Origin of the sequence: Hymenobacter sp. YC55, assembly GCF_029433095.1 — a bacterium.
Classification (GTDB): Bacteria; Bacteroidota; Bacteroidia; order Cytophagales; family Hymenobacteraceae; genus Hymenobacter.
In genome coordinates this window covers 209,266-226,544 of sequence record NZ_JARNTX010000001.1, presented here as the reverse complement: position 1 = coordinate 226,544, position 17,279 = coordinate 209,266, and the positions used below count along the sequence as shown (strand labels likewise).

General features: G+C 54.4%; 25 protein-coding genes. 18 read left to right on the top strand and 7 right to left on the bottom strand.

Features of this window, described 5'->3' with window-relative positions; genetic code table 11:
* Window positions 1-85 precede the first annotated feature (85 nt).
* From P1X16_RS01035 to P1X16_RS01000, 8 genes are all read left to right on the top strand, one after another.
* Window positions 86-322 (top strand): hypothetical protein, encoded by a 237-nt coding sequence (locus P1X16_RS01035; protein ID WP_277225578.1) that lies wholly within the window; start codon window positions 86-88, stop codon window positions 320-322.
* A complete protein-coding gene (locus tag P1X16_RS01030) occupies window positions 319-912 on the top strand; it encodes a hypothetical protein (RefSeq protein WP_277225577.1) in 594 nt (197 codons plus the stop codon). The genes P1X16_RS01035 and P1X16_RS01030 overlap by 4 nt, the downstream gene beginning before the upstream one ends.
* Window positions 905-1,249 carry a hypothetical protein gene (locus P1X16_RS01025; RefSeq protein WP_277225575.1) on the top strand — a complete coding sequence of 115 codons (345 nt, stop codon included), beginning with the start codon at window positions 905-907 and terminating at the stop codon, window positions 1,247-1,249. Before P1X16_RS01030 ends, P1X16_RS01025 begins: the two co-directional genes overlap by 8 nt.
* A gap of 286 nt (window positions 1,250-1,535) precedes the next feature.
* Window positions 1,536-1,859 carry a hypothetical protein gene (locus tag P1X16_RS01020; RefSeq protein WP_277225573.1) on the top strand — a complete coding sequence of 108 codons (324 nt, stop codon included), beginning with the start codon at window positions 1,536-1,538 and terminating at the stop codon, window positions 1,857-1,859.
* Window positions 1,856-2,125 (top strand): hypothetical protein, encoded by a 270-nt coding sequence (locus P1X16_RS01015; protein WP_277225571.1) that lies wholly within the window; start codon window positions 1,856-1,858, stop codon window positions 2,123-2,125. Before P1X16_RS01020 ends, P1X16_RS01015 begins: the two co-directional genes overlap by 4 nt.
* Window positions 2,112-2,426: a hypothetical protein gene (locus P1X16_RS01010; RefSeq protein WP_277225569.1), complete on the top strand. Its 315-nt coding sequence runs from the start codon at window positions 2,112-2,114 to the stop codon at window positions 2,424-2,426. Before P1X16_RS01015 ends, P1X16_RS01010 begins: the two co-directional genes overlap by 14 nt.
* Entirely contained in the window at window positions 2,426-2,908 is a 483-nt protein-coding gene (locus tag P1X16_RS01005) for a hypothetical protein (RefSeq protein ID WP_277225567.1), read from the top strand. The genes P1X16_RS01010 and P1X16_RS01005 overlap by 1 nt, the downstream gene beginning before the upstream one ends.
* Before the next feature lie 248 nt (window positions 2,909-3,156).
* Complete coding sequence (locus P1X16_RS01000) at window positions 3,157-3,999, top strand: hypothetical protein (RefSeq protein ID WP_277225565.1); 843 nt, start codon at window positions 3,157-3,159, stop codon at window positions 3,997-3,999.
* Here P1X16_RS01000 and P1X16_RS00995 read toward each other — a convergent pair.
* The 7 genes from P1X16_RS00995 to P1X16_RS00965 form a co-directional block, all read right to left on the bottom strand.
* Window positions 3,973-4,530 carry a hypothetical protein gene (locus P1X16_RS00995; protein WP_277225562.1) on the bottom strand — a complete coding sequence of 186 codons (558 nt, stop codon included), beginning with the start codon at window positions 4,528-4,530 and terminating at the stop codon, window positions 3,973-3,975. The genes P1X16_RS01000 and P1X16_RS00995 overlap by 27 nt on opposite strands.
* A gap of 79 nt (window positions 4,531-4,609) precedes the next feature.
* Window positions 4,610-4,855 (bottom strand): hypothetical protein, encoded by a 246-nt coding sequence (locus P1X16_RS00990; RefSeq protein WP_277225559.1) that lies wholly within the window; start codon window positions 4,853-4,855, stop codon window positions 4,610-4,612.
* Window positions 4,852-5,313, bottom strand: a complete 462-nt coding sequence (locus tag P1X16_RS00985; protein ID WP_277225556.1) for a phage virion morphogenesis protein — start codon at window positions 5,311-5,313, stop codon at window positions 4,852-4,854. Before P1X16_RS00985 ends, P1X16_RS00990 begins: the two co-directional genes overlap by 4 nt.
* 2 nt (window positions 5,314-5,315) lie before the next feature.
* Entirely contained in the window at window positions 5,316-7,682 is a 2,367-nt protein-coding gene (locus P1X16_RS00980) for a DUF935 family protein (protein WP_277225554.1), read from the bottom strand.
* Window position 7,683: 1 nt separating this feature from the next.
* Window positions 7,684-8,328 carry a phage protein Gp36 family protein gene (locus P1X16_RS00975; RefSeq protein WP_277225552.1) on the bottom strand — a complete coding sequence of 215 codons (645 nt, stop codon included), beginning with the start codon at window positions 8,326-8,328 and terminating at the stop codon, window positions 7,684-7,686.
* A 1-nt stretch (window position 8,329) separates the two neighbouring features.
* Window positions 8,330-9,886: a hypothetical protein gene (locus P1X16_RS00970; RefSeq protein WP_277225549.1), complete on the bottom strand. Its 1,557-nt coding sequence runs from the start codon at window positions 9,884-9,886 to the stop codon at window positions 8,330-8,332.
* On the bottom strand, window positions 9,879-10,631 hold the full coding sequence (locus P1X16_RS00965) for a hypothetical protein (RefSeq protein WP_277225547.1): 753 nt from the start codon (window positions 10,629-10,631) through the stop codon (window positions 9,879-9,881). The genes P1X16_RS00970 and P1X16_RS00965 overlap by 8 nt, the downstream gene beginning before the upstream one ends.
* A 243-nt stretch (window positions 10,632-10,874) precedes the next feature.
* On the opposite strand from P1X16_RS00965, the gene P1X16_RS00960 reads away from it, so the two are divergent.
* The 10 genes from P1X16_RS00960 (at window position 10,875) to P1X16_RS00915 (ending at window position 17,089) form a co-directional block, all read left to right on the top strand.
* Window positions 10,875-12,011, top strand: coding sequence for a head maturation protease, ClpP-related (locus P1X16_RS00960; RefSeq protein ID WP_277225545.1), 1,137 nt, complete (start codon window positions 10,875-10,877; stop codon window positions 12,009-12,011).
* 56 nt (window positions 12,012-12,067) lie between these two features.
* On the top strand, window positions 12,068-12,991 hold the full coding sequence (locus tag P1X16_RS00955) for a hypothetical protein (protein WP_277225542.1): 924 nt from the start codon (window positions 12,068-12,070) through the stop codon (window positions 12,989-12,991).
* Between the two features lie 116 nt (window positions 12,992-13,107).
* Window positions 13,108-13,347, top strand: a complete 240-nt coding sequence (locus P1X16_RS00950; protein ID WP_277225540.1) for a hypothetical protein — start codon at window positions 13,108-13,110, stop codon at window positions 13,345-13,347.
* Window positions 13,348-13,371: 24 nt separating this feature from the next.
* On the top strand, window positions 13,372-13,830 hold the full coding sequence (locus P1X16_RS00945) for a lysozyme (protein WP_277225538.1): 459 nt from the start codon (window positions 13,372-13,374) through the stop codon (window positions 13,828-13,830).
* A gap of 2 nt (window positions 13,831-13,832) precedes the next feature.
* Window positions 13,833-14,153, top strand: a complete 321-nt coding sequence (locus P1X16_RS00940; RefSeq protein WP_277225535.1) for a hypothetical protein — start codon at window positions 13,833-13,835, stop codon at window positions 14,151-14,153.
* Entirely contained in the window at window positions 14,150-14,794 is a 645-nt protein-coding gene (locus tag P1X16_RS00935; RefSeq protein ID WP_277225533.1) for a hypothetical protein, read from the top strand. Before P1X16_RS00940 ends, P1X16_RS00935 begins: the two co-directional genes overlap by 4 nt.
* Window positions 14,791-15,033, top strand: coding sequence for a hypothetical protein (locus P1X16_RS00930; RefSeq protein WP_277225530.1), 243 nt, complete (start codon window positions 14,791-14,793; stop codon window positions 15,031-15,033). Before P1X16_RS00935 ends, P1X16_RS00930 begins: the two co-directional genes overlap by 4 nt.
* A gap of 6 nt (window positions 15,034-15,039) precedes the next feature.
* Window positions 15,040-16,230 (top strand): DUF2586 family protein, encoded by a 1,191-nt coding sequence (locus P1X16_RS00925; RefSeq protein ID WP_277225527.1) that lies wholly within the window; start codon window positions 15,040-15,042, stop codon window positions 16,228-16,230.
* A gap of 3 nt (window positions 16,231-16,233) precedes the next feature.
* Window positions 16,234-16,668, top strand: a complete 435-nt coding sequence (locus tag P1X16_RS00920) for a hypothetical protein (protein WP_277225525.1) — start codon at window positions 16,234-16,236, stop codon at window positions 16,666-16,668.
* A 1-nt stretch (window position 16,669) separates the two neighbouring features.
* Window positions 16,670-17,089, top strand: a complete 420-nt coding sequence (locus P1X16_RS00915; protein ID WP_277225523.1) for a hypothetical protein — start codon at window positions 16,670-16,672, stop codon at window positions 17,087-17,089.
* The last annotated feature ends 190 nt before the right edge of the window (window positions 17,090-17,279 follow it).

The following is a 17,279-nucleotide window of genomic DNA, read 5'->3' as shown; positions in this document are numbered from 1 at the left end:
AGCCGGCATTATCCTACTGATTCAGCACCTGCAGCGCCGCCGCGCCTGATGTTCTGTGCTCTATTTCTATCCCCTTCACATTGCTATGAGCCGCACTGAGCGCACTAACAAAAAGCACGAACGGATCAGACTGCTCTTTACCAAGCGCTACACCAATCAGCCGCGGGTAAACGGCGCCCGCAAGTACACTAAAGAGTACATCATTGCCGGATTGGCTGATGAGTTCTACCTCTCCATGAGGCAAATCGAAAACATCATTTATTCTAAATCAGCAGCAGCCGTAGCCACCGGGCCGGCTGCTGCTACTCCCCTTGCCGCGTGAAAAAGTCACTCAACAATGAGATCAGAGCCAACCTGCAGGCCTTTGCTGATCGGATTACACCACTTGATGCAAAGCCCGGCGCCGTTCCTGGCAAAGCCCTCACCGCTGAGGAATTGCAGCAAAAGGGTATAACCACCGACAGCCACGGCAAGCCGCTCAAACCGGGTCAGCTATACCTGGCTAAAGATTTGCCGGCCGTGAACCACTTCCGCCGGCTCTGTAAGGCGTATGAATCCGGTGGCTGGGAAAAGGTTGAGCTGTACCTGCAGCCCTACAAAACGCCGGCGGCTATTGCGCGTGATATCGTAGCCAAAGCAGAGGCCACGCCGGCGCCGGTGGTGCAGCTGGCTAGTGAGGGAGTGCCGGGCTATGAGCAGGCTCTCACCGCTCATCTGAGCCGGAATGAGAGAGTAGTGAAAGCTATCGAAACTTATCCGGCCATTTTAGCAGCTGAGCCGGCGCCGGTGAGAGAGTTCACTCGGCTTACTGAGCGTTGGGAAAAGGAGGCTGATGAGGCAGAGGCCGCCCGGGTTTGTGGTGCAGAGTGCGGTGCTGTAGTTTGTCCCTGCAGCGGTGGGTGCCATGGATAACCTGCAGCATCTACTGAGCGGCCTAAATGAGTGGTTTTGGGTTTGGGCGGTGGTAGTGGTGTTCAGCCACCGCAAATCAAGCCTCCGGACTATTGCCGTACTCGGCATGATCTACTGCCTGCTAGTCAGCTGCACTCCCCGGGGCTACTCGTTTGCAGAGGCCAGATTGGTGCAGCGCCATCATGATCATCGGGTGGCAGTCAATAAGCGCCACAGCCGCCGCACACATAGCAAGGTGATGGCCAATGCCCGGCAGCAGCAAAAGCAACGGCTGAAAGAACAACAGCAGCGGCAGCAGCAGCTGAGCCGCTTAGATGCAGTATCACATCAGAAATAGTAAAAGGCTAGATGAAGCGCCCTAAACGCCGATACTTTAAGCGAGTAAGCCGCCCGGTTAAAGTTTGGATTCATATCGATATCCGGCCATTTATCAAAGCAATGGAGGCCATCAGGCAGGCCTGCCTGCAACTAGTTCAGGCCATGGCCACGCTTGCCCGCGGGCTCAATTTTCCGCCGGCGCCTGAGTTCACAATCTAACTATCTTCTAAGCCCCGCACAGGATCTGAGCGGGGCTTTTGCTTGTTACCTTTCGATGATTTTCTAGCAATTAAATACGCTATTCCATGTTAAATGCTCTCTACCGGCAACGCTTCACGCATGATCTGAATGGATTCATGCCGGCGGCCCGGGTTGAGTCCGTTCTTGCTGCTGTTGATTATTGTGAAGTGGCCACCGGGCTCCCCTATGAAGATATTGCCCGCCCTTACTACAAGATCCTGCTCACTGGCAAGGAGCTCAAAGGAGAGCAGCTGCTACTGCTACTCGATAGCGCCCGCCGGCTCTGCCTGACTTTCGCCGTTTTCGTTGATGAGCTCCTGCTGCCCTGGGTGCTCACCGAGCATCCGCCTCTAGTTGATCAGTTTACTCAGATGTTCGCAGCAGCATGAGCTACACCTTGTACGTTCCGCTCATCGTGGCCACGGTAGCCAGTGGCGCCACGGCCGCGCTGTATCACCATCGTTTCCGGTATTGGTGCCGCCGGGCTCAGAGCCTGGAAACTCAGCAAGGCCTGCACCTACAAACCATTTTCAGCCTGCAGGATCAGCTGCAGCAGATGCCGCGGTGCACCTACTGCCGAATCAAGCGAGTGCCCTGGGCATCTACCCTCATCTGTGACACCTGCAAAGCCGCCCGCCCTCATGAGCAGCACTAACTACGTCCCAACACCTGAAAAGCTCATCAGCCTGGGCTATCATCCTGATCCGGTGCACACGCTCACCGAATGGGAGCTACTTGGCTTTAGCCGGCAGTGGCCGGCACCGTTTCATCCGTACACTGCCACCCTAGTAGTGCAGGTTAGGAGTAGTGATGGCCAGATCTTTCTGCACCGCTACTCTGAGCAGTCAAAGGATCTATGGTGCTACAAAGTGCCGACTGAGTTATTTTTTGAGCAGCTGCTGAGTGCTATCGGGTGGCCTCAGGATGCTGCCGGTGTTACCTTTATTGAGGCCTGATGGACTTACAGAGACAATTTGAGGCCGCGCTTGCTGAAGTAGCCCGGCAGGATGAAATAAAGCTCACTGAGCTTATTTTTGCAGCCATCGGTGATGCGGTGGGTAGGGTAGTTGGTGAGAGTAATTGGCGTGATTTCTTGCCCCGTATCAGTGTCCGGCAGTATCCGGATGGTGTTTTCATCCTAGCTTTGGACGCCGAACCAGAAACCGAACACCGCCGCGGCACTTATGGCCGGGTGCTGATGGGTTTCGGTGAGGCCGAATTGAAGCCAACGCCGGCCGGGTGGAAAGTGGTGAGGGATCTTTACGATGCTCAGCAGGCACTAGCGTATGAGCTCCGGCAGCAGCAGCCGGTGCAGGTGTACAAATCGGATCTGAATGCAGAGCAGAATTGGGCCCGAGATCCGCTGATCAGAGAGCGCATGCTTTATGGCAGCCCGCGGGTGCAACGTGGTGATATGCCTACGGGCTATTTTGGCTAGCAGCTGGTTATTGTCAGTGTCCAGCTGAGCCGGTGAGGGTGTATGCCCGGCGCCGGCAGGCCTGTTCCAAAGCACCGGAATAGGGAAAAGCCTCAGCAGGATCTGCTGAGGCTTTTCAATGCTAGAAATATGAAGGAATAAGCAGCACTGAGCAGTACATAAACTGTCATACAGTGACACTTTATTGCTACGATAAACTAATTTGCACCATATTCTATTTGTTGCTCTGCAGAGCATCTTAAAATCCAATGCTTGACTATTTATCTGTAATTAATTCAGATTCCATGCTATTGAAAAGAACTAAAGAAGATATATGCTTGCTTTGCCTTGATAATAAAGCCACAAAATTAAACTCACATATCCTGCCTAAGTTCTTAACCAAAGGCGTATTAAGTGGCACAGGAAATAAACATGCTTTTTTAATTGGAGCAAATAAGCGCCAAAAAGTTCAAGACACACCGAAGCAAGACTATTTATTCTGCCCTAGTTGTGAGAAGAGATTTGAAATACTAGAAACATATATTTCAAATAAATTCTTTAACAGGTTCAGAAATACAGCATTTAAGGATGAGTTTGTGATTACAAAAGAAGGTTACTCATTTATGAATGAACCTGATGTAATGCATCCTAATTCTATTGATGAAAATTTATTTCATTTATTCTTCTATTCTATTATATGGAGAGCTTCAATATCTGATCACGATGTTTATTCATCTTTTAAAATTGATCCTGATCAAGAAGAAATTTTAAGATTATCACTTAATATATTTATGAAGAATGATTTAGCTGAGCTTAAAAAATATTGCAATCACTCTCAAAGTGAAATCCATAAATTCAACTACAGTGTTACTACTTGTTTCACTAAACCTATATCTGGTTACATTGGAGTTTACAACCTTGAAAATGGAAGATATTTATTATATGCTAACAGTATTGCCGTTGTATACGATTTTAAAGAAACCCATAATGTTCCTGGCTATAATAGGCCTGGCAAAAAAATAGAAATTTTAATGATTACAGAGTCAGCATGGCAAAACCACAGACTTAGTACTATAGTCAACACTCTAATACGTTGGCGGGACGTTGAGTAAATCTATCACAAAGCGACCCTCCGGCACGGTATCTAGATCCGTTGCCTCATCGGTGCCGCCATCGTAGCCGGCGGCATCATCTAGCCGGCACTTATAGCCCTGGCTATACACCCAAAGCCCGGGCTGAGTCTGTGCTTCCTTACGCGAGTAGGTACGAACCAGAGCCCCGAAACCATCACCGGCAAAGTGCTGCAGCGCCCGGTGCATGTCGCCTAGCAGTTGCAGTTTAGCCATAGCCGCGGCCCGCTGAGCAGAGTGCTGATAGCTATCCTGCACTACCTGTATGGCCAATGTGAAGCGGATCACCGCCTCACCACGCTGCACCCCTTGCCCAAGATCCTGCCAGTCTATCTCATCGAAACTGATCAGCACTACGCCGCTATCATATGGCAGCGGGTAATCCTCTGTAGGCTGTTCTAGCTGATCCTGATCTAAGTCAATCCAGAGGCCCGGCAGCTGCTCAGCGAGTCTATCAGCTAGCTGAGGGTAAACGATGGTGAAACTATTCGTGCTTTCTGTTGCGGTGCTCATGATAGAAATGATGTAGAATTACAGCAGCAAAAAATACTCTGTTGAGCACTCTGAGCGGCTTTTGCACAAAAAAAATGCACTATTGCATCACGCTTTTCAGCGTACTTCCCGGCTGCTCAAGTTCAAGTAGGGTTTCAAGTTTCGCGGCTACAGCGCAATAGCACTCAAACCATCCTTGCCAATTGGCCGCGGCCTCATCCTTATAGCTTGCTGTACTTTTGGTGAGGAAGAATGCCACCTTTTTCTCACACCTATCCGCGTGATAGTATGCCCACTGTAGCAGCTGGGCGGTGCTCATGTCAAGCGGTGCAGTTTGGTGGCTCATCGGTTTAGTAGTTTGGTGATATCGGCTGCCGTTTTTCGGAGCACTTTTTCTCTGAATGATTTACCAGCGGTGAGGAACGGCCGCGCCGGCAGATGCTGATTACCTTCCTGCAGCGGCTCAGCATAGGGCACATCTGTACCGATGGTGATAGATGAGGCCGTGCTGCTCACGATCCGCAGGCTCCGCCGGAGCCGGCCGCTCTGCACCAATATGGCCCGGCCTTTCGGCACCCGGTAGCGCCGATCACGTTGGCCATCGTTGCGAGTGCGGCCGTGCTCTGGCTTGTTGGTCTTGCGGGGTGCCCATGGCACAAAAGCGCCGGAGTCGTTTTCGTGGCCCTGTTTGCGGAAATTATCGGAGGCCTCAACAAGCGCCATCTTGCCGATCATTTTAGGCAGCCCGCGGAGCATCTTGGTGGCCTCCTTTTGGAAGACCTTAAAATCGTTTCGTGTGGCCATGGCTAAAAAGTTAGCTGCAGCTGCTGCTCTATTTTGGTGGCCACCTTTTTCGGCACCTGGAAATAGGGGTGCTCATCGGCAAACAGTTTGCCGGTGGTGCCTACGTTGTGGCTGAACAATGCCGGCACCTCTGGCATATCCTGCAGCTGCTCAGCGGAGCTCAGCTGATGCTCATCATCAACTACCTCAACCGCATCACAACGGCAGTTCCAATCATTGGGCGGATAGTGACTTTGCCACCATGGATGTGAGGCCGGCAAGGTGATGTTATCCCACTTCCGATGTTCCGGCCGCACTAGATCATCACCTACCGTCCGATACTGCAGCACCGCGCCCTCATCGAATGATGCCCACTTTGAGGCCATCTGAGCGCCGGCCACGGCATGCTCATACTCTGTTTTGAGGTGGTGCACATTGTAGAGCTGATTCAGCTGTAGGGCATCGGCTTTAAAGTCGGCAAACGGCCGGATCTCACCGGCCTCACCATAGAGCTTGCGCGTGAGCTCCTGACAAACCCGGTAAGTTTTAAAGCCACTGAACCGCTGCACATTTTTGTACAGAAAGGCTTTGAGCTTCGGATCAGGTGCTTTCCACGCAATCTCAATAGCTGCCCCTAGCTGCTCACTGATGTACTCATAGAGCGGCAAATCCACTAGCAAGGCCTCCGGATCACCGGCGCCGGCATAGATCACGCTGATGAGCCGATCTATCAGATCCTGCAGCTTTTTCTCATCGGCAGCAGAGGCCTGCACCGCGGCCGTGCTGTGGCTACCGTTGCAGCAGCTGCCGCCATAGAGCGCCGATACATCAGCCGCCGGGCTCACCGGCAGGCCGCCGGCCGGTGAGCCCTTAGACTTTCCCGGCAGGCCGGCATCCGGTGCACCTGGGCCGCCTGAGCCATCACCATCCGGCTCCGGCTCATCGGGTGCCCCGGGCTTAGGCAGGTTGATGCTTAGGTTTGCCAGCTGCAGCGCCGCCTCCAACGGTACGCCGGCCGCGGTGGCTGCCTGCAGCACACTCAGCTGAGCCTTTAGCTTACGCTGAGCTATGGCCTCGCTTTCATCCTCTGGCTTCAAGTTCAGCTGAGCCCGGGCCTCATTCCGATTCACTACGCCGGCCTCAATATGATAGCCTAGAATCGGCTTCACCTCGGCAGCCACCGCGCCGCCGGCGGCCGTAGTACCTGGAGCATTTTCGGAGGCTTCCGGCTCCAATTCTACGCCAAATGTGGCCTCTAGCCACTTGCGGCTCACTTTATAGCCGGAGTCCGTCATGATACCTTTGGTGATATCAAACAGATCCTTTTTGCTGATTTGCTCGGCATCATCCCACACGAATGAGCAGCCCTGCAGCCGGTAGCCATGCCGGATCATCAACGGCAGCAGCTGCTCATTGATGACGTTGAGCAGCATTTCCGAATCCGCCCGGGTGTAGTTGGCTGCTACTCGCTCATGCACCTCTCCCTGAGAGCGGCTGCTGCCGCTATCGGTGGTCATGGTTTGCCCTAGAATCAGCTTGCTGAGCTCGGAGTTTGCCCGCTCAATGAACGTGTCATACAGCCGCTCGTTTGCGGTGGCCGCGCTGATAAACTCTATTTTCACATCATCCGGGAACACGCCGTAGGAAGCCTGACCCATATCCCGTATGATTTCCTCAATCCGTTCTAGTTCCTCGCCTTCCGCCTCGGTAGTCACGGCCCGGTAGGGCATGCCAAAAATCTCGGTGAAGTCAGCCCACGCCGAAACAACGTTTTTCTTATAGAGCGCCATCGGTGCCGCTTTGTTGAGCAGTCCGAGATCCGTAGGATCACCGACCTCAATCAGCCACGGCGTAAAGGCCGGATCTGTGCGGAAGTCGGTGCCGGTGATCATGCCGGGCATCGTGCGCACTATTCCGAGTTCAGGGCTCACGTACTGCCGCGGTACCAGGTCCACATTTCTAAATTCACCATCAACCGGCAGCGGGAACTCAATCAGGCTGTGGCCATAGTAGTTTTTCTCTAAAACGAAGGTGCAGAACTTCCGAAACCACGGCTTTTTAAGCAGCTTGGTGAGGTCCGGCTGCTCTACTCCGGCCGCGTTTTCTAGCTTAAACGGCCGGCTCAGCACATTGATGAGCCGGGTTTCCATCACGGAGCTCAGGTGCAGATCTAGAATCAGATCCGAGTAGATGTTGAGCAGTTCCGTGCGGTTGGGGAAATAGACGTTTTCAGCCTGATCTAAGGCAGAGCGCCACTTTCCAACGTCCTGCCGGAGCCGGTGCACCTGCACCGGATACATCCGGTTTCGGATGCTTTCTTTGCCGGCATTCTTGCCGAAACGCTTGAACGGATTGAGCTCGGCTAGTTTCTGAGGGAAATTGAAGGCCATCTTAGTAGGTATTGCGCATTTTAGGAGAGAGGGAGCCACCGCGGGGCCGGATGCTTTCTTTGTTAGGGGTGCCATCTTTGGCCACGTCCGGCAGCGCTGGCAGGCCGGCGCTGATCTTGCCCTGCCGTACTAGGTTGAGCCATGCTATAGCGGCATCATACCGATCCTGCCGTATCTGAGGCACGGCCCGCGGATTCTGCCGGCAGTGCATCAGGTACAGGGCACAATCAATCAGGTAGGTTTTGAGCAGCGCCCGCCGCGGATCTTTCAGCACCCACGCCGGCGCCGGCGCTGGTGTAGTCTGCTGCTCATCATCGTCGACAAGCGGCCCGGCCACCACCGCGGCACCTGGCAGCACCGGCGCCTCCCCGTTGCTCTGCCGGGTGGCCACGTACACGAACTGCAGGCCGGCGGCACTGGCACCATGGTGCACCACCGCGCCGGGCTCATACTGCTGCAGGGTGTTCCACGGCTGCAGATACGGAAAGCAGGCCGCTAAATCATAGCGGCCTCTCAGGTAGCCCTCAATTTCCTCCTGAGCACTGAGCTCTGCCTCTGTCCGGATGCTATCGGTGGCATCTATCACCGTGCTGAGCAGATCCTGTTTGATCTGCACACCATAATCCTGTTTAAGTAGAAACGGCATGCTAAAAACGGTTTTTAGGTGAGCGGGCCGGCCGCGCGCGGGGGGCTGCTTTCGGCGCCGGCGTATGGGGGTTTTCGCCGGCAGCCTCCTTGTTCTTGCCGGAGCCCGGCCGGCGCTTACGGTTCTTGAATTGCTTGTACTGGGTGGCAAATGCTTTGCAGTAGAAGTAATCATTTGCATCACTCGTATGGCCATAAGGCTCATAGCTGATGCCGGTGTTAGGATCTTTCACCCGGCGCTTTTCCTTGGTACCATCAGCGCCCTTTTTCACTTTCTGATAATCCTGCAGGGTATTCCGGCAGCTTTTATCATAGAGGAAAGTGAGGCCGAGAACCTTGCCGCCATGCACCTCACTGATCCAGTTGCAGCGCATGCTCACCGATGGAGCCGACGTGCCTACGCGCTTGGTAACGTGTGGCATCACGTCCAACTCATTGAGCACAATGGTAAAATCATTGTGCCCTTTCTCGGATCGGGTATCTTCCTTCTTGCCGCTCGGATCACCATACACAAACACCTCCGCCTCATGATCACCGAACTTTTCCAAGAAGATCCGGCAGGTGGCCTTTGTGGTGTTATCGGGTGATACCGGGCAAAATTCTGCCAGCTGCACCGCCTCAAAGCCCTCATCAGTCTGATAGATCTGATGCACATTCAGCGTCATGTAGGGCGCCGTATTGAAGTCTAGTGTAATGTGCAGCGGCAGTTCCGGATCATACCGATCCGCGTAGGCGCCGGAGTGCGTTTCGGTGCTGAATTGGCTGTACATCTCACCACCCGTTTTTTCAACGGCGTTCCAATCTCCCTCTAGCAAACGGGCTCTATCGTAGTCTGAGAGCCCTTCAAGGTTCTTTTTGTACTGCTTTACAAAATCTAGATCAGGGTTATCCGTAACGAGCGCTTTGATCACTTTCTGATCTGCTTTCAGCTGCACCGGGTTATCCTCATCATCATAGAAATAAGCATTTCTAATCCAGTGATAGCCCGGGTTACAGGTGATGAGCAGCTTAGGAATCAGCCCAAACTCCGGCAGCTTCCATCTGATCCGGCTCTTAGCAATCTGAGCGGCCTTTTGGGGCAAACCGTCTCCGGCTTCCTCAATCCATATATCAGTGTACTCGGAGCTACCTAAGCGCTGATAATCCGGATCTGCCGGCATCCATCCTAAGGCCTTGAACACTTCCCGGCTGCCGTTGGCAAATTGGATATAGTGATCCGTGCCATGGTATGCGTAATCCTTGCCGGCCTCCATACCCCAACGGCTCAGCACCTCAAAGTAGGTGATGAGAGTCGACTCCTTTAGATCGTTGAAAATGGTGCGCGCAGTCATGCCGCGGCTGCCTGGGTAGCGGAGCCGACGGTAAATCTTCCAACTAGCACCCAACCAACTCTTACCACCACCGGCCGCGCCACCATACACTAGTTCCTCAGTGGTGTTATCCTCTAAGGCCTGCCACGCTAAATGCTGTTTCCAAGATGGCACAAACCGGAGCTTTTTAGCGCCGGCAGGAATGGCCGCGGGGGGGGCTGCAGCTTGCTTTTTGGCCTTCTTACTCATTGCTAGGGGCCGCCGGCGCTACATACTCGAAATGGAACCCGCCGCCGCCTTTGATTTCGCCGGAATGCTTGGTTTCGCTCTTATCACTCATACCCTCAATGGCTTTTAGCCAGAGGTTAGCGGCAGCCATATCCGGCTGTACATGCATGGTGATATCATGCCGCTCCACTTCGGAGGGCTCCCCTTTACCGCCGGACACTACTAGCAGCTTTTCAGATGGGTAGGTATAGCCGCGGGCCTTTTTGTAGATGGCCATCACTACATCATGCGTCAGCTGCTGATAGATGTTGCTGCTACCGTCGCCTAGCTTGATGTGCTTTTTGTGGGCTTTTACCGTCTTATCTGAGAGGCCGGTGGCCTCACAAATTTCCTGCACCGTAGGGCTCCGGTGCTCATTCTTGATGTAATCCAGCATCACCCGCCGGATTTCGGCCCGGTTGCGGCTGGCATCTTCCCGACCGGCATACTTGCCCCGTTTGCCTTGCTTGGTTTCAATGCCTAGATAATCTAGGATGCCTTGAAACTTGGCGGCACTCTCGGCTATTTCTTCCTCCCTGGTAGGCTTGCGGCCGAAAAGCAAGGCCTTTTCCTCATCACTTAGCGGCTGTTCAGCGGCAGGCTCCGGAGCATCCTCAGCTGAGGCCTCCGATCCAGTGAAGTAGGACTCCGCCGGCGCCGCTGCCGGCACTGGCTTTTTGCGGCCTCTTTTCTGAGGCTGATCATCATCTTGGGGAGGTGTGGCCATAATGCAAAAACTGCCTCCACTGCAGCCGGAAATGCATTTCGGAGGCCTAGCAGGGGTATAAGCGGGGCGTATTAGGATAGAAAGCTACGCACACACCCTCTCAGGCTAGATTTTCAGAAAAAAGAGTGGCCGAAATTTCCCCTTTTAAGGGTGAAAAAATGCCTCATCATCTAACTGAGAAAAATGCAAGAATTACCACGGCTGTAGGTTTGGGCTGCTCTTTACGCGCAACCTGCTCACCCTATGGCCATTCCTATCATTCAGATTTACTCGCTCATCGGCACCCCAACGGAAGCCAATAAGTACGTTGGTTACTCTCAGGAGCGGTTTTCTAGTGATTTAGCCTATGCTGTGAGCTCCGGCGAAAGCTCGGCTCAGGTACGCATCAATTCAGTAGGCGGCAATTGGGTAGAGGCTCAGGGCATCTACGGCATGATCAAAGCCAGCGCCCTGAAAATCGACACTTACAACGATGGTATAGCGGCCTCATCAGCCTCTCTAGTTTTCATGGCCGGGCGGAAGCGGCTAATGAGTGCCCACGCCCGGCTCATGATTCACAATTGCTCCGGCCCGGCTCAGGGCGGCATTGCTCAATTAGAGCAGGCCATTGAAGGCCAGCGGGCCATCAATGAGAGCATGGCCACGGTGTACAGCAATGCCACCGGCATCAGCCTAGACGAGATCCGCGCCATGATGGCCGCGGAAACCTGGCTTTCAGCGGAGGAAGCGCTGAGCCTGGGTTTCGCCACTGGCATCATCAACAACGAGAAAAAGGCCTTAGCGCCGGCCGCGGAGCTCAATGCCTCCGCCGAAAATCTGCTGCAGCTGCAGGCCTATTACGCTGCCCACTTGCCCTCAAATCCTTCAACAATGAAGCACATTTTATTGCCAATTCTGCAGGCTGCTGCAGTGGCCAACATCACCGCGGAGGCTACTGATGAGCAGTGCACCGCTGCCGTAACTGCTGCTTTCGATGAGCTAAAGGAGCTCCGCGAAAAGTCAGCTCAGCAGGCTACGGCTCTCTCTGAGGCTACCGCCTCGCTCACTGAGTTGCAGGCACAGAAAGAGGAAACGGATACCAAGCTCAAAGATCTAGAGCAGAAAATGGCTGATGAGGCTGCTGCTCAGAACACGCAGAAAGTAACGGATCTGATTGCCTCTGCCGTGAATGAGGGCCGAATCCTAGCCACGCAGGTAGGCTCATTCACCGCCCTAGCTACTACAAATTTCTCGGAGACGCAGGCCGTGCTCAGCGCATTGCCGGCCCGCAAATCCCTCACTGAGCAAATCATTGCTCAAGGGCAAGATACCACCGTTACCGCCCCGCTCACCGCGGCCGGCGCCATGGCGGAAATCAAAGCCAAAACGGGCGGCAAATAGGCCGCCCGCTCCCTCAACCCCTGATTTTCCAACCATTTTTTAAATAAGCCTGAGCCATGTCTCTGACTATTTCTGATGTTTCCTATGCCGGTGAGGCCGCTTCTAATTTTATCGTTAAGTCGGTAGTTGGAAACGAGATTGTAAGTGGTGGCCATGCCTACGTAAAGGATGGCATCAAAAAGGAATTTACTATTCCCCGCTTTCAGGTGGGTGATGTAATTCAGGATCGGCAAGCCACGCCGACCTCTCCCAAAGGCGCCGCTACGGTTGACGGCCGCAAGCTGGTTCCCGCTGATTACATGCTCTACGATGAGTTTAATCCGCGTGATTTTGAGGATCACTGGTTTGCTGCTCAGTTGAATCCTACCCTGATTGATCGGCGCCTGCCGGTTACGGTTGAAAGCGTAATCATTCAGGAGTACCTGAAACAGCACAATAAATGGCTTGGTGGTGCCATCCTCCGCGGTGACACGAGCCGCACCGACAGCCTCAAGTATTTCAATGGCATCGTTACCCGGGCCATTGCTGATGCTGAGGTGCCAAAGGTGGCCTCTCCGGTGGTGCTCACTGTGAACAACATTGCGCAGGCCTTCCGCTCGACTCTCAACCGCGTGAGCGCTGATGTGCTCTATGAGCCCGGCCTGAAATTCTTCGTGAGCTACAAAACGGCTCAGCTGTGGGAAGAAGCGCAGCAGAATCCGGCCGCTTTGAAGGGCGTTGATATGACGCTAGCCGGCATCAACCGCTTTTCGGGCCGCACCATCGTGCCACTGTTCGGCATGCCAGATAACACCATCCTGCTCGGCAAAGGCTCGGCAGATATGGGCTCTAACATCTGGGTAGGCATGAACTCGGTAGATGATGCTACGGTGCAGTTCATGAAGCTACAGGCCAATTCGGAGCTCTATTTCATCAAAATGCTGATGAAAGTAGACACGAACTATGGCTACGGTCAGGAGCTCGCCCTCTACACTCTGTAAGATGCCAGCATGCCGGCCGCGGGTTCCGCGGCCGGCATTGTGCACCGGGTAAAAATCCAATCATCGACGACACGAAAAGCAGCTGCAGGCCTCGGAGCCGGCACTAATCTATCCCCATGAAAATCAACGATATCAAAGGCATTAACGAAACATTTGAGCAGGTGCCTAGCCTCGAAAAAGTACACGTTTTAGAAGATGGTCGGCACTTCTTTAATGAAGATCACGCCAAATCCGCCAACGGCTCCGAGACTTCCAAGGGCAAGGATGGCAAGCTAGTAAGCAAGCTCAAAGCCGTGAAGTACAAAACCTTGGAGAAAGGCGCCAAGGAGCTCACCGAAACCACCGCCGCCGCTTAATCAGCGGCTCATCAGTAGGTAATCATGAAAATGACTCCGGAGGGCATAGCCTTTTTAGTTCGTGAGGAAGGTTTTGTGCCGAAAAAATATCTGTGCTCTGCCGGAGTGCCGACTATTGGAATCGGGCATGTGATCCTGCCGAATGAGCAGCACTACCACACGGCCACGCTCACGCGCCTGCAGGCCATGAATCTGCTGCAGGAAGATATCAGCCTCCGCTTTGGCCCGGCGGTGCTCAAAAGCCTTACCAAGCCGGCCACGCCTAATCAGCTGGCTGCCATGATCAGCCTCTGCTTTAACATCGGCAGCGCTGGTTTTGCCCGCTCAACCGTTGCCCGGCTGCACAACGCCGGCAACGTGGATAAAGCGGCTATGACTGCAGCTTTTGCAGCCTGGAATAAAATCACCAAAAACGGCAAAAAGGTGGTGAGCCCGGGCTTAGTGGCCCGCCGCGCCCGCGAAGCCGCTTTTTACTTCTCCTGAGCATGAGCCCGGTAGCTGCAGTAAAAAATAGCGGGGTGGCTGAGTGGGTGAAGTGGGTGCTAGGTATTCTGATTTCGGCGCTCATCGTGGTGAACGGGTGGGCATTTGCCTACACCATCGGCATAGAGCACCGGGTTACGAAGGTTGAGACGGATCAGGCTGCTCACCTGATCAGCGCTGGCAACGACAAAACGGCCATCAATGCCCGCATAGATCGAACGGATGCCGCACAGGCCCAGGTGCTCACCACCATTAATGCAGTAGCGGTTGATGTGGCCCGGATTCGGGGCTACATGGAACGCCAAAAAGACGCCACAAAATGAGAAATCTGATTTTTGGCCTGATGGCCATGCTGCTGCTGCTCAGCTGCAGCCCGCTCCGCGAGCTCCGCAAAACGCCCGCCGAAAAGGTAGCCGGCTTTATTGCGGATCATCCGGAACTCGTGCGGCCGGAGACGGTGCAGGTAAAGGTGCCGTTCGTGGTGCCTCAGGTTCGCTTTGAGCGCTCCTTTCCGGTGATTGTACATGATACAATATGGCGGCAAAAAGAGGCCTCTCAGCTGGACTCGCTGATCAATCACCTCAGCATTTCCTTAGACACCGCGCAAAGAACAGCCACCAAAGCCAAGCTGCATCAGCTGCTAGATAACCGGCCGGTGTTACGTGATACACTCTGTTTTGACACCCTTGGAGTGCAGGGCCGGCTCTGGCTAAAGGATAGAGTTTATAAGCTAGAAATTATTCGTGCTGCTATCCAAGATACGGCTAAGGGGGCCGCGGTGTTGGGCAAGCTCGCTCCTTGCCCGCCACCCACGGCGCCCGGGCCGCTGGCATTTGAATGGCTGCAGCCGGCCACCTGGGCAGTGCCTTGGTGGGTATGGCTCCTACTTGGTATCTGCTTAGGAGTCTGCCTGCTGCAAGGCGCTGTAATGCTGGCTTACCGCTTTTTAACTCGGCAGCCATGAATCTGCTACAGCGCTTTAAGGCACCTACGCCGGCATTTTGGCGACAGGTGCAGGGCAGGGCCATCGTAGCCGGCCTCACGCTTGCCGGCATGATCAACAGCGGTCACATGCCGGAGCCGGTACTGCCTTGGCTGAAATACGCCGCTTTCGGCGCCGGCCTGCTAGTGCTCTTTTCACAGGCCACCATTGGCGACACCAAGCCGTCGGCCTCCCCTCCTACTGACTCAGAAACCGCTTAATAAGCTATGCTGCCAGATATCACAATCACCAAATTAAACGGGGGCTTAGGCCGCCAAAAGCCTACTGATGATGGGATTTCGGCCCTCATCACGCAGGGCGCCGCTATTGCCGGCAAGCTAGTGCTAGGGCAGATATATGAGCTCCGGAGCTTGCAGGCCGCTGAGCAGCTGGGCATCACGGCCACGGCCGCTGGCTACGCAAAGGTGCACCGGCAGATCAGCGAGTTCTACCGACTCGCGCCCGGGGCGCTGCTCATGCTGATGGTAGTGGCCACGGATATCAGCCTCACCGAAATGGCAGATCGTACCCTGCCTTACGCTAAGAAGCTGCTCACCGCCCAAAATGGCAAAGTGAAGCAGATCGGGCTCTATCTGAATCAGCCCGCCGGCTACGCACCTGTTATCACCACCGGCTTAGATGCTGATGTGCTCGGAGCGGTGCAGAAAGCGCAGGCACTCGCAGCGGAAGAATTTACGCAGCACCGCCCGGTATTCTTTGCCATCGGTGGCCACGGTCTGCAGGCTGACCTGAGCACGGCCGCGGATCTTCGCACCCTGCTCTCTGATAGCGTTTCGGTGGTAGTGGCTGCCGATCATCTGAACCTGCCCACGGAGCCCGCCCTGGGTGCCTTGCTCGGCACCATCAGCGCCGCTCAGGTGCACCTCTGCATTGGGTGGGTAGGTGGCTTTCAGCTGCAGGGTGATGGCTATTTTCTGCAGGCCGGCCTCTGCAACGGCAAGGCCAATGAGGATCTGCTGCCGGGTGATTTAGCGGCTTTAGATGGCAAAGGCTACATCGTGGCCACGCAGCACCCGGGGGCTGATGGCTTCTTTTTCGCTGACTCGCCAACCTGTGCCGCGGCTGATTCTGATTTCGCCAACATCGAAAGCACCCGCACGGTGAATAAAGCCGCCCGGCTGATCCGCACGGCGCTGCTGCCCTTCCTGAAAGGGCCGCTAAAGCTCAATGCTGACGGTACGCTGCAGGCTCAGGTGCTAGTAGAATTAGAGCAAAAGGGCCGCACGGCGCTAGAAGTCAACATGCAGCGGGCCGGTGAGCTCAGCGCTATTGATGTCTACATAGATCCTGAGCAGAAGGTGCTCAGCGGCTCGAATCTGCAAGTAAAATTTTCAGTGGTGCCCGTTGGGGTTGCCCGTCACATTGAGGCCACCATTGGCCTCGCAGCATCTATCTAAGCAATGCAGGTAGGAACCAGAGAGCAGCCAATGATCAACGGCCGGGCCTATGATTGGGCCTCTATCAAAGTGCAGCTGCTAGGGCTCACGCTGGTAGGTATTACGGCTGTGAGCTATGAGGATACGCAGGCCAAAGTAGACAACTACGGCGCCGGCACCATGGCCAGCAGCCGCGGCTACGGTAAATATGAGGCTAAGGCCTCTATCACCCTCGAGATGAAAGAGGTCGAAAGGATTCAGGCCAGCCTGCAGCCTGGGCAACGGATTCAGGATATCGGGCCTTTCAACATTGTAGTTGCTTACGTGAACGAAAGCAACCGGATGGTAACGCACACTATCCACAATGTTGAGTTCACCAACAACAAGCGGGAGCTCAAAACAGGTGATACCACGGTAGAAGTGGCCCTAGAGCTCATTACCTCACATATTACGTGGTAAGGTGATGCAGGACAATCAGCAAAATCTAACAGCGGGAGCTCCGGCCTCCGCTTCCCTGCAGCCTGCCGACTACGCACCCGCTGCAGCCGCGCCGGCCGTTGATCCGATGGCCGCCAAAATAGAGCAGTGGAAACGGCAGCACCGTGAAGTGCATCAGATTGATGTGCAGATAGCAGAGGGCGACGTGGCCACCTGCTACATCCACAATCCAAACCGGAATATTTTGGCTTACGCCCTCACGCGCACCCTCAATAAGCAGCTGCTAGAGGCCGGTGAGTTCATGCTGATGAATTGCTGGCTAGGGGGTGATGAGCGCTGCAATCCCAACAGCCCGCAGTGCTATGATCCGGCGGTTGTGGCCGCGGCAATGCATGCCGCTCAGAGCGTCGAAATGCTAGCCAGCAACTCAAAAAAGCTGTAGCCTCAGCGGCAGTAATCTCTGATAAGGATGGTGCTGATGAGTTCCAAAAAATGGCTGCCATCATCAGCCATTTTTTGCACATACCCGATCCTGAGCAGCTATCAGATGAGGCCTTTGGGGCAAAGTTTCAGCAAGCCGATTGGCTCCGCCGGAACCCTCAGCTGCTGCTATCCCACACTAAAATTTTCTG

Coding starts and splice junctions, on each gene's coding strand:
- P1X16_RS01035 (WP_277225578.1), top strand. CDS start 86: ATGAGCCGCACTGAGCGCACTAACAAAAAGCACGAACGGATCAGACTG.
- P1X16_RS00985 (WP_277225556.1), bottom strand. CDS start 5,313: ATGGCCACACGAAACGATTTTAAGGTCTTCCAAAAGGAGGCCACCAAG.
- P1X16_RS00930 (WP_277225530.1), top strand. CDS start 14,791: ATGAATCTGCTACAGCGCTTTAAGGCACCTACGCCGGCATTTTGGCGA.
- P1X16_RS00950 (WP_277225540.1), top strand. CDS start 13,108: ATGAAAATCAACGATATCAAAGGCATTAACGAAACATTTGAGCAGGTG.
- P1X16_RS00925 (WP_277225527.1), top strand. CDS start 15,040: ATGCTGCCAGATATCACAATCACCAAATTAAACGGGGGCTTAGGCCGC.
- P1X16_RS01025 (WP_277225575.1), top strand. CDS start 905: ATGGATAACCTGCAGCATCTACTGAGCGGCCTAAATGAGTGGTTTTGG.
- P1X16_RS00965 (WP_277225547.1), bottom strand. CDS start 10,631: ATGGCCACACCTCCCCAAGATGATGATCAGCCTCAGAAAAGAGGCCGC.
- P1X16_RS00980 (WP_277225554.1), bottom strand. CDS start 7,682: ATGGCCTTCAATTTCCCTCAGAAACTAGCCGAGCTCAATCCGTTCAAG.
- P1X16_RS00970 (WP_277225549.1), bottom strand. CDS start 9,886: ATGAGTAAGAAGGCCAAAAAGCAAGCTGCAGCCCCCCCCGCGGCCATT.
- P1X16_RS00940 (WP_277225535.1), top strand. CDS start 13,833: ATGAGCCCGGTAGCTGCAGTAAAAAATAGCGGGGTGGCTGAGTGGGTG.
- P1X16_RS00975 (WP_277225552.1), bottom strand. CDS start 8,328: ATGCCGTTTCTACTTAAACAGGATTATGGTGTGCAGATCAAACAGGAT.
- P1X16_RS01015 (WP_277225571.1), top strand. CDS start 1,856: ATGAGCTACACCTTGTACGTTCCGCTCATCGTGGCCACGGTAGCCAGT.
- P1X16_RS01020 (WP_277225573.1), top strand. CDS start 1,536: ATGTTAAATGCTCTCTACCGGCAACGCTTCACGCATGATCTGAATGGA.
- P1X16_RS00990 (WP_277225559.1), bottom strand. CDS start 4,855: ATGAGCCACCAAACTGCACCGCTTGACATGAGCACCGCCCAGCTGCTA.
- P1X16_RS01000 (WP_277225565.1), top strand. CDS start 3,157: ATGCTTGACTATTTATCTGTAATTAATTCAGATTCCATGCTATTGAAA.
- P1X16_RS00995 (WP_277225562.1), bottom strand. CDS start 4,530: ATGAGCACCGCAACAGAAAGCACGAATAGTTTCACCATCGTTTACCCT.
- P1X16_RS01005 (WP_277225567.1), top strand. CDS start 2,426: ATGGACTTACAGAGACAATTTGAGGCCGCGCTTGCTGAAGTAGCCCGG.
- P1X16_RS00920 (WP_277225525.1), top strand. CDS start 16,234: ATGCAGGTAGGAACCAGAGAGCAGCCAATGATCAACGGCCGGGCCTAT.
- P1X16_RS00945 (WP_277225538.1), top strand. CDS start 13,372: ATGAAAATGACTCCGGAGGGCATAGCCTTTTTAGTTCGTGAGGAAGGT.
- P1X16_RS00955 (WP_277225542.1), top strand. CDS start 12,068: ATGTCTCTGACTATTTCTGATGTTTCCTATGCCGGTGAGGCCGCTTCT.
- P1X16_RS00935 (WP_277225533.1), top strand. CDS start 14,150: ATGAGAAATCTGATTTTTGGCCTGATGGCCATGCTGCTGCTGCTCAGC.
- P1X16_RS01010 (WP_277225569.1), top strand. CDS start 2,112: ATGAGCAGCACTAACTACGTCCCAACACCTGAAAAGCTCATCAGCCTG.
- P1X16_RS00960 (WP_277225545.1), top strand. CDS start 10,875: ATGGCCATTCCTATCATTCAGATTTACTCGCTCATCGGCACCCCAACG.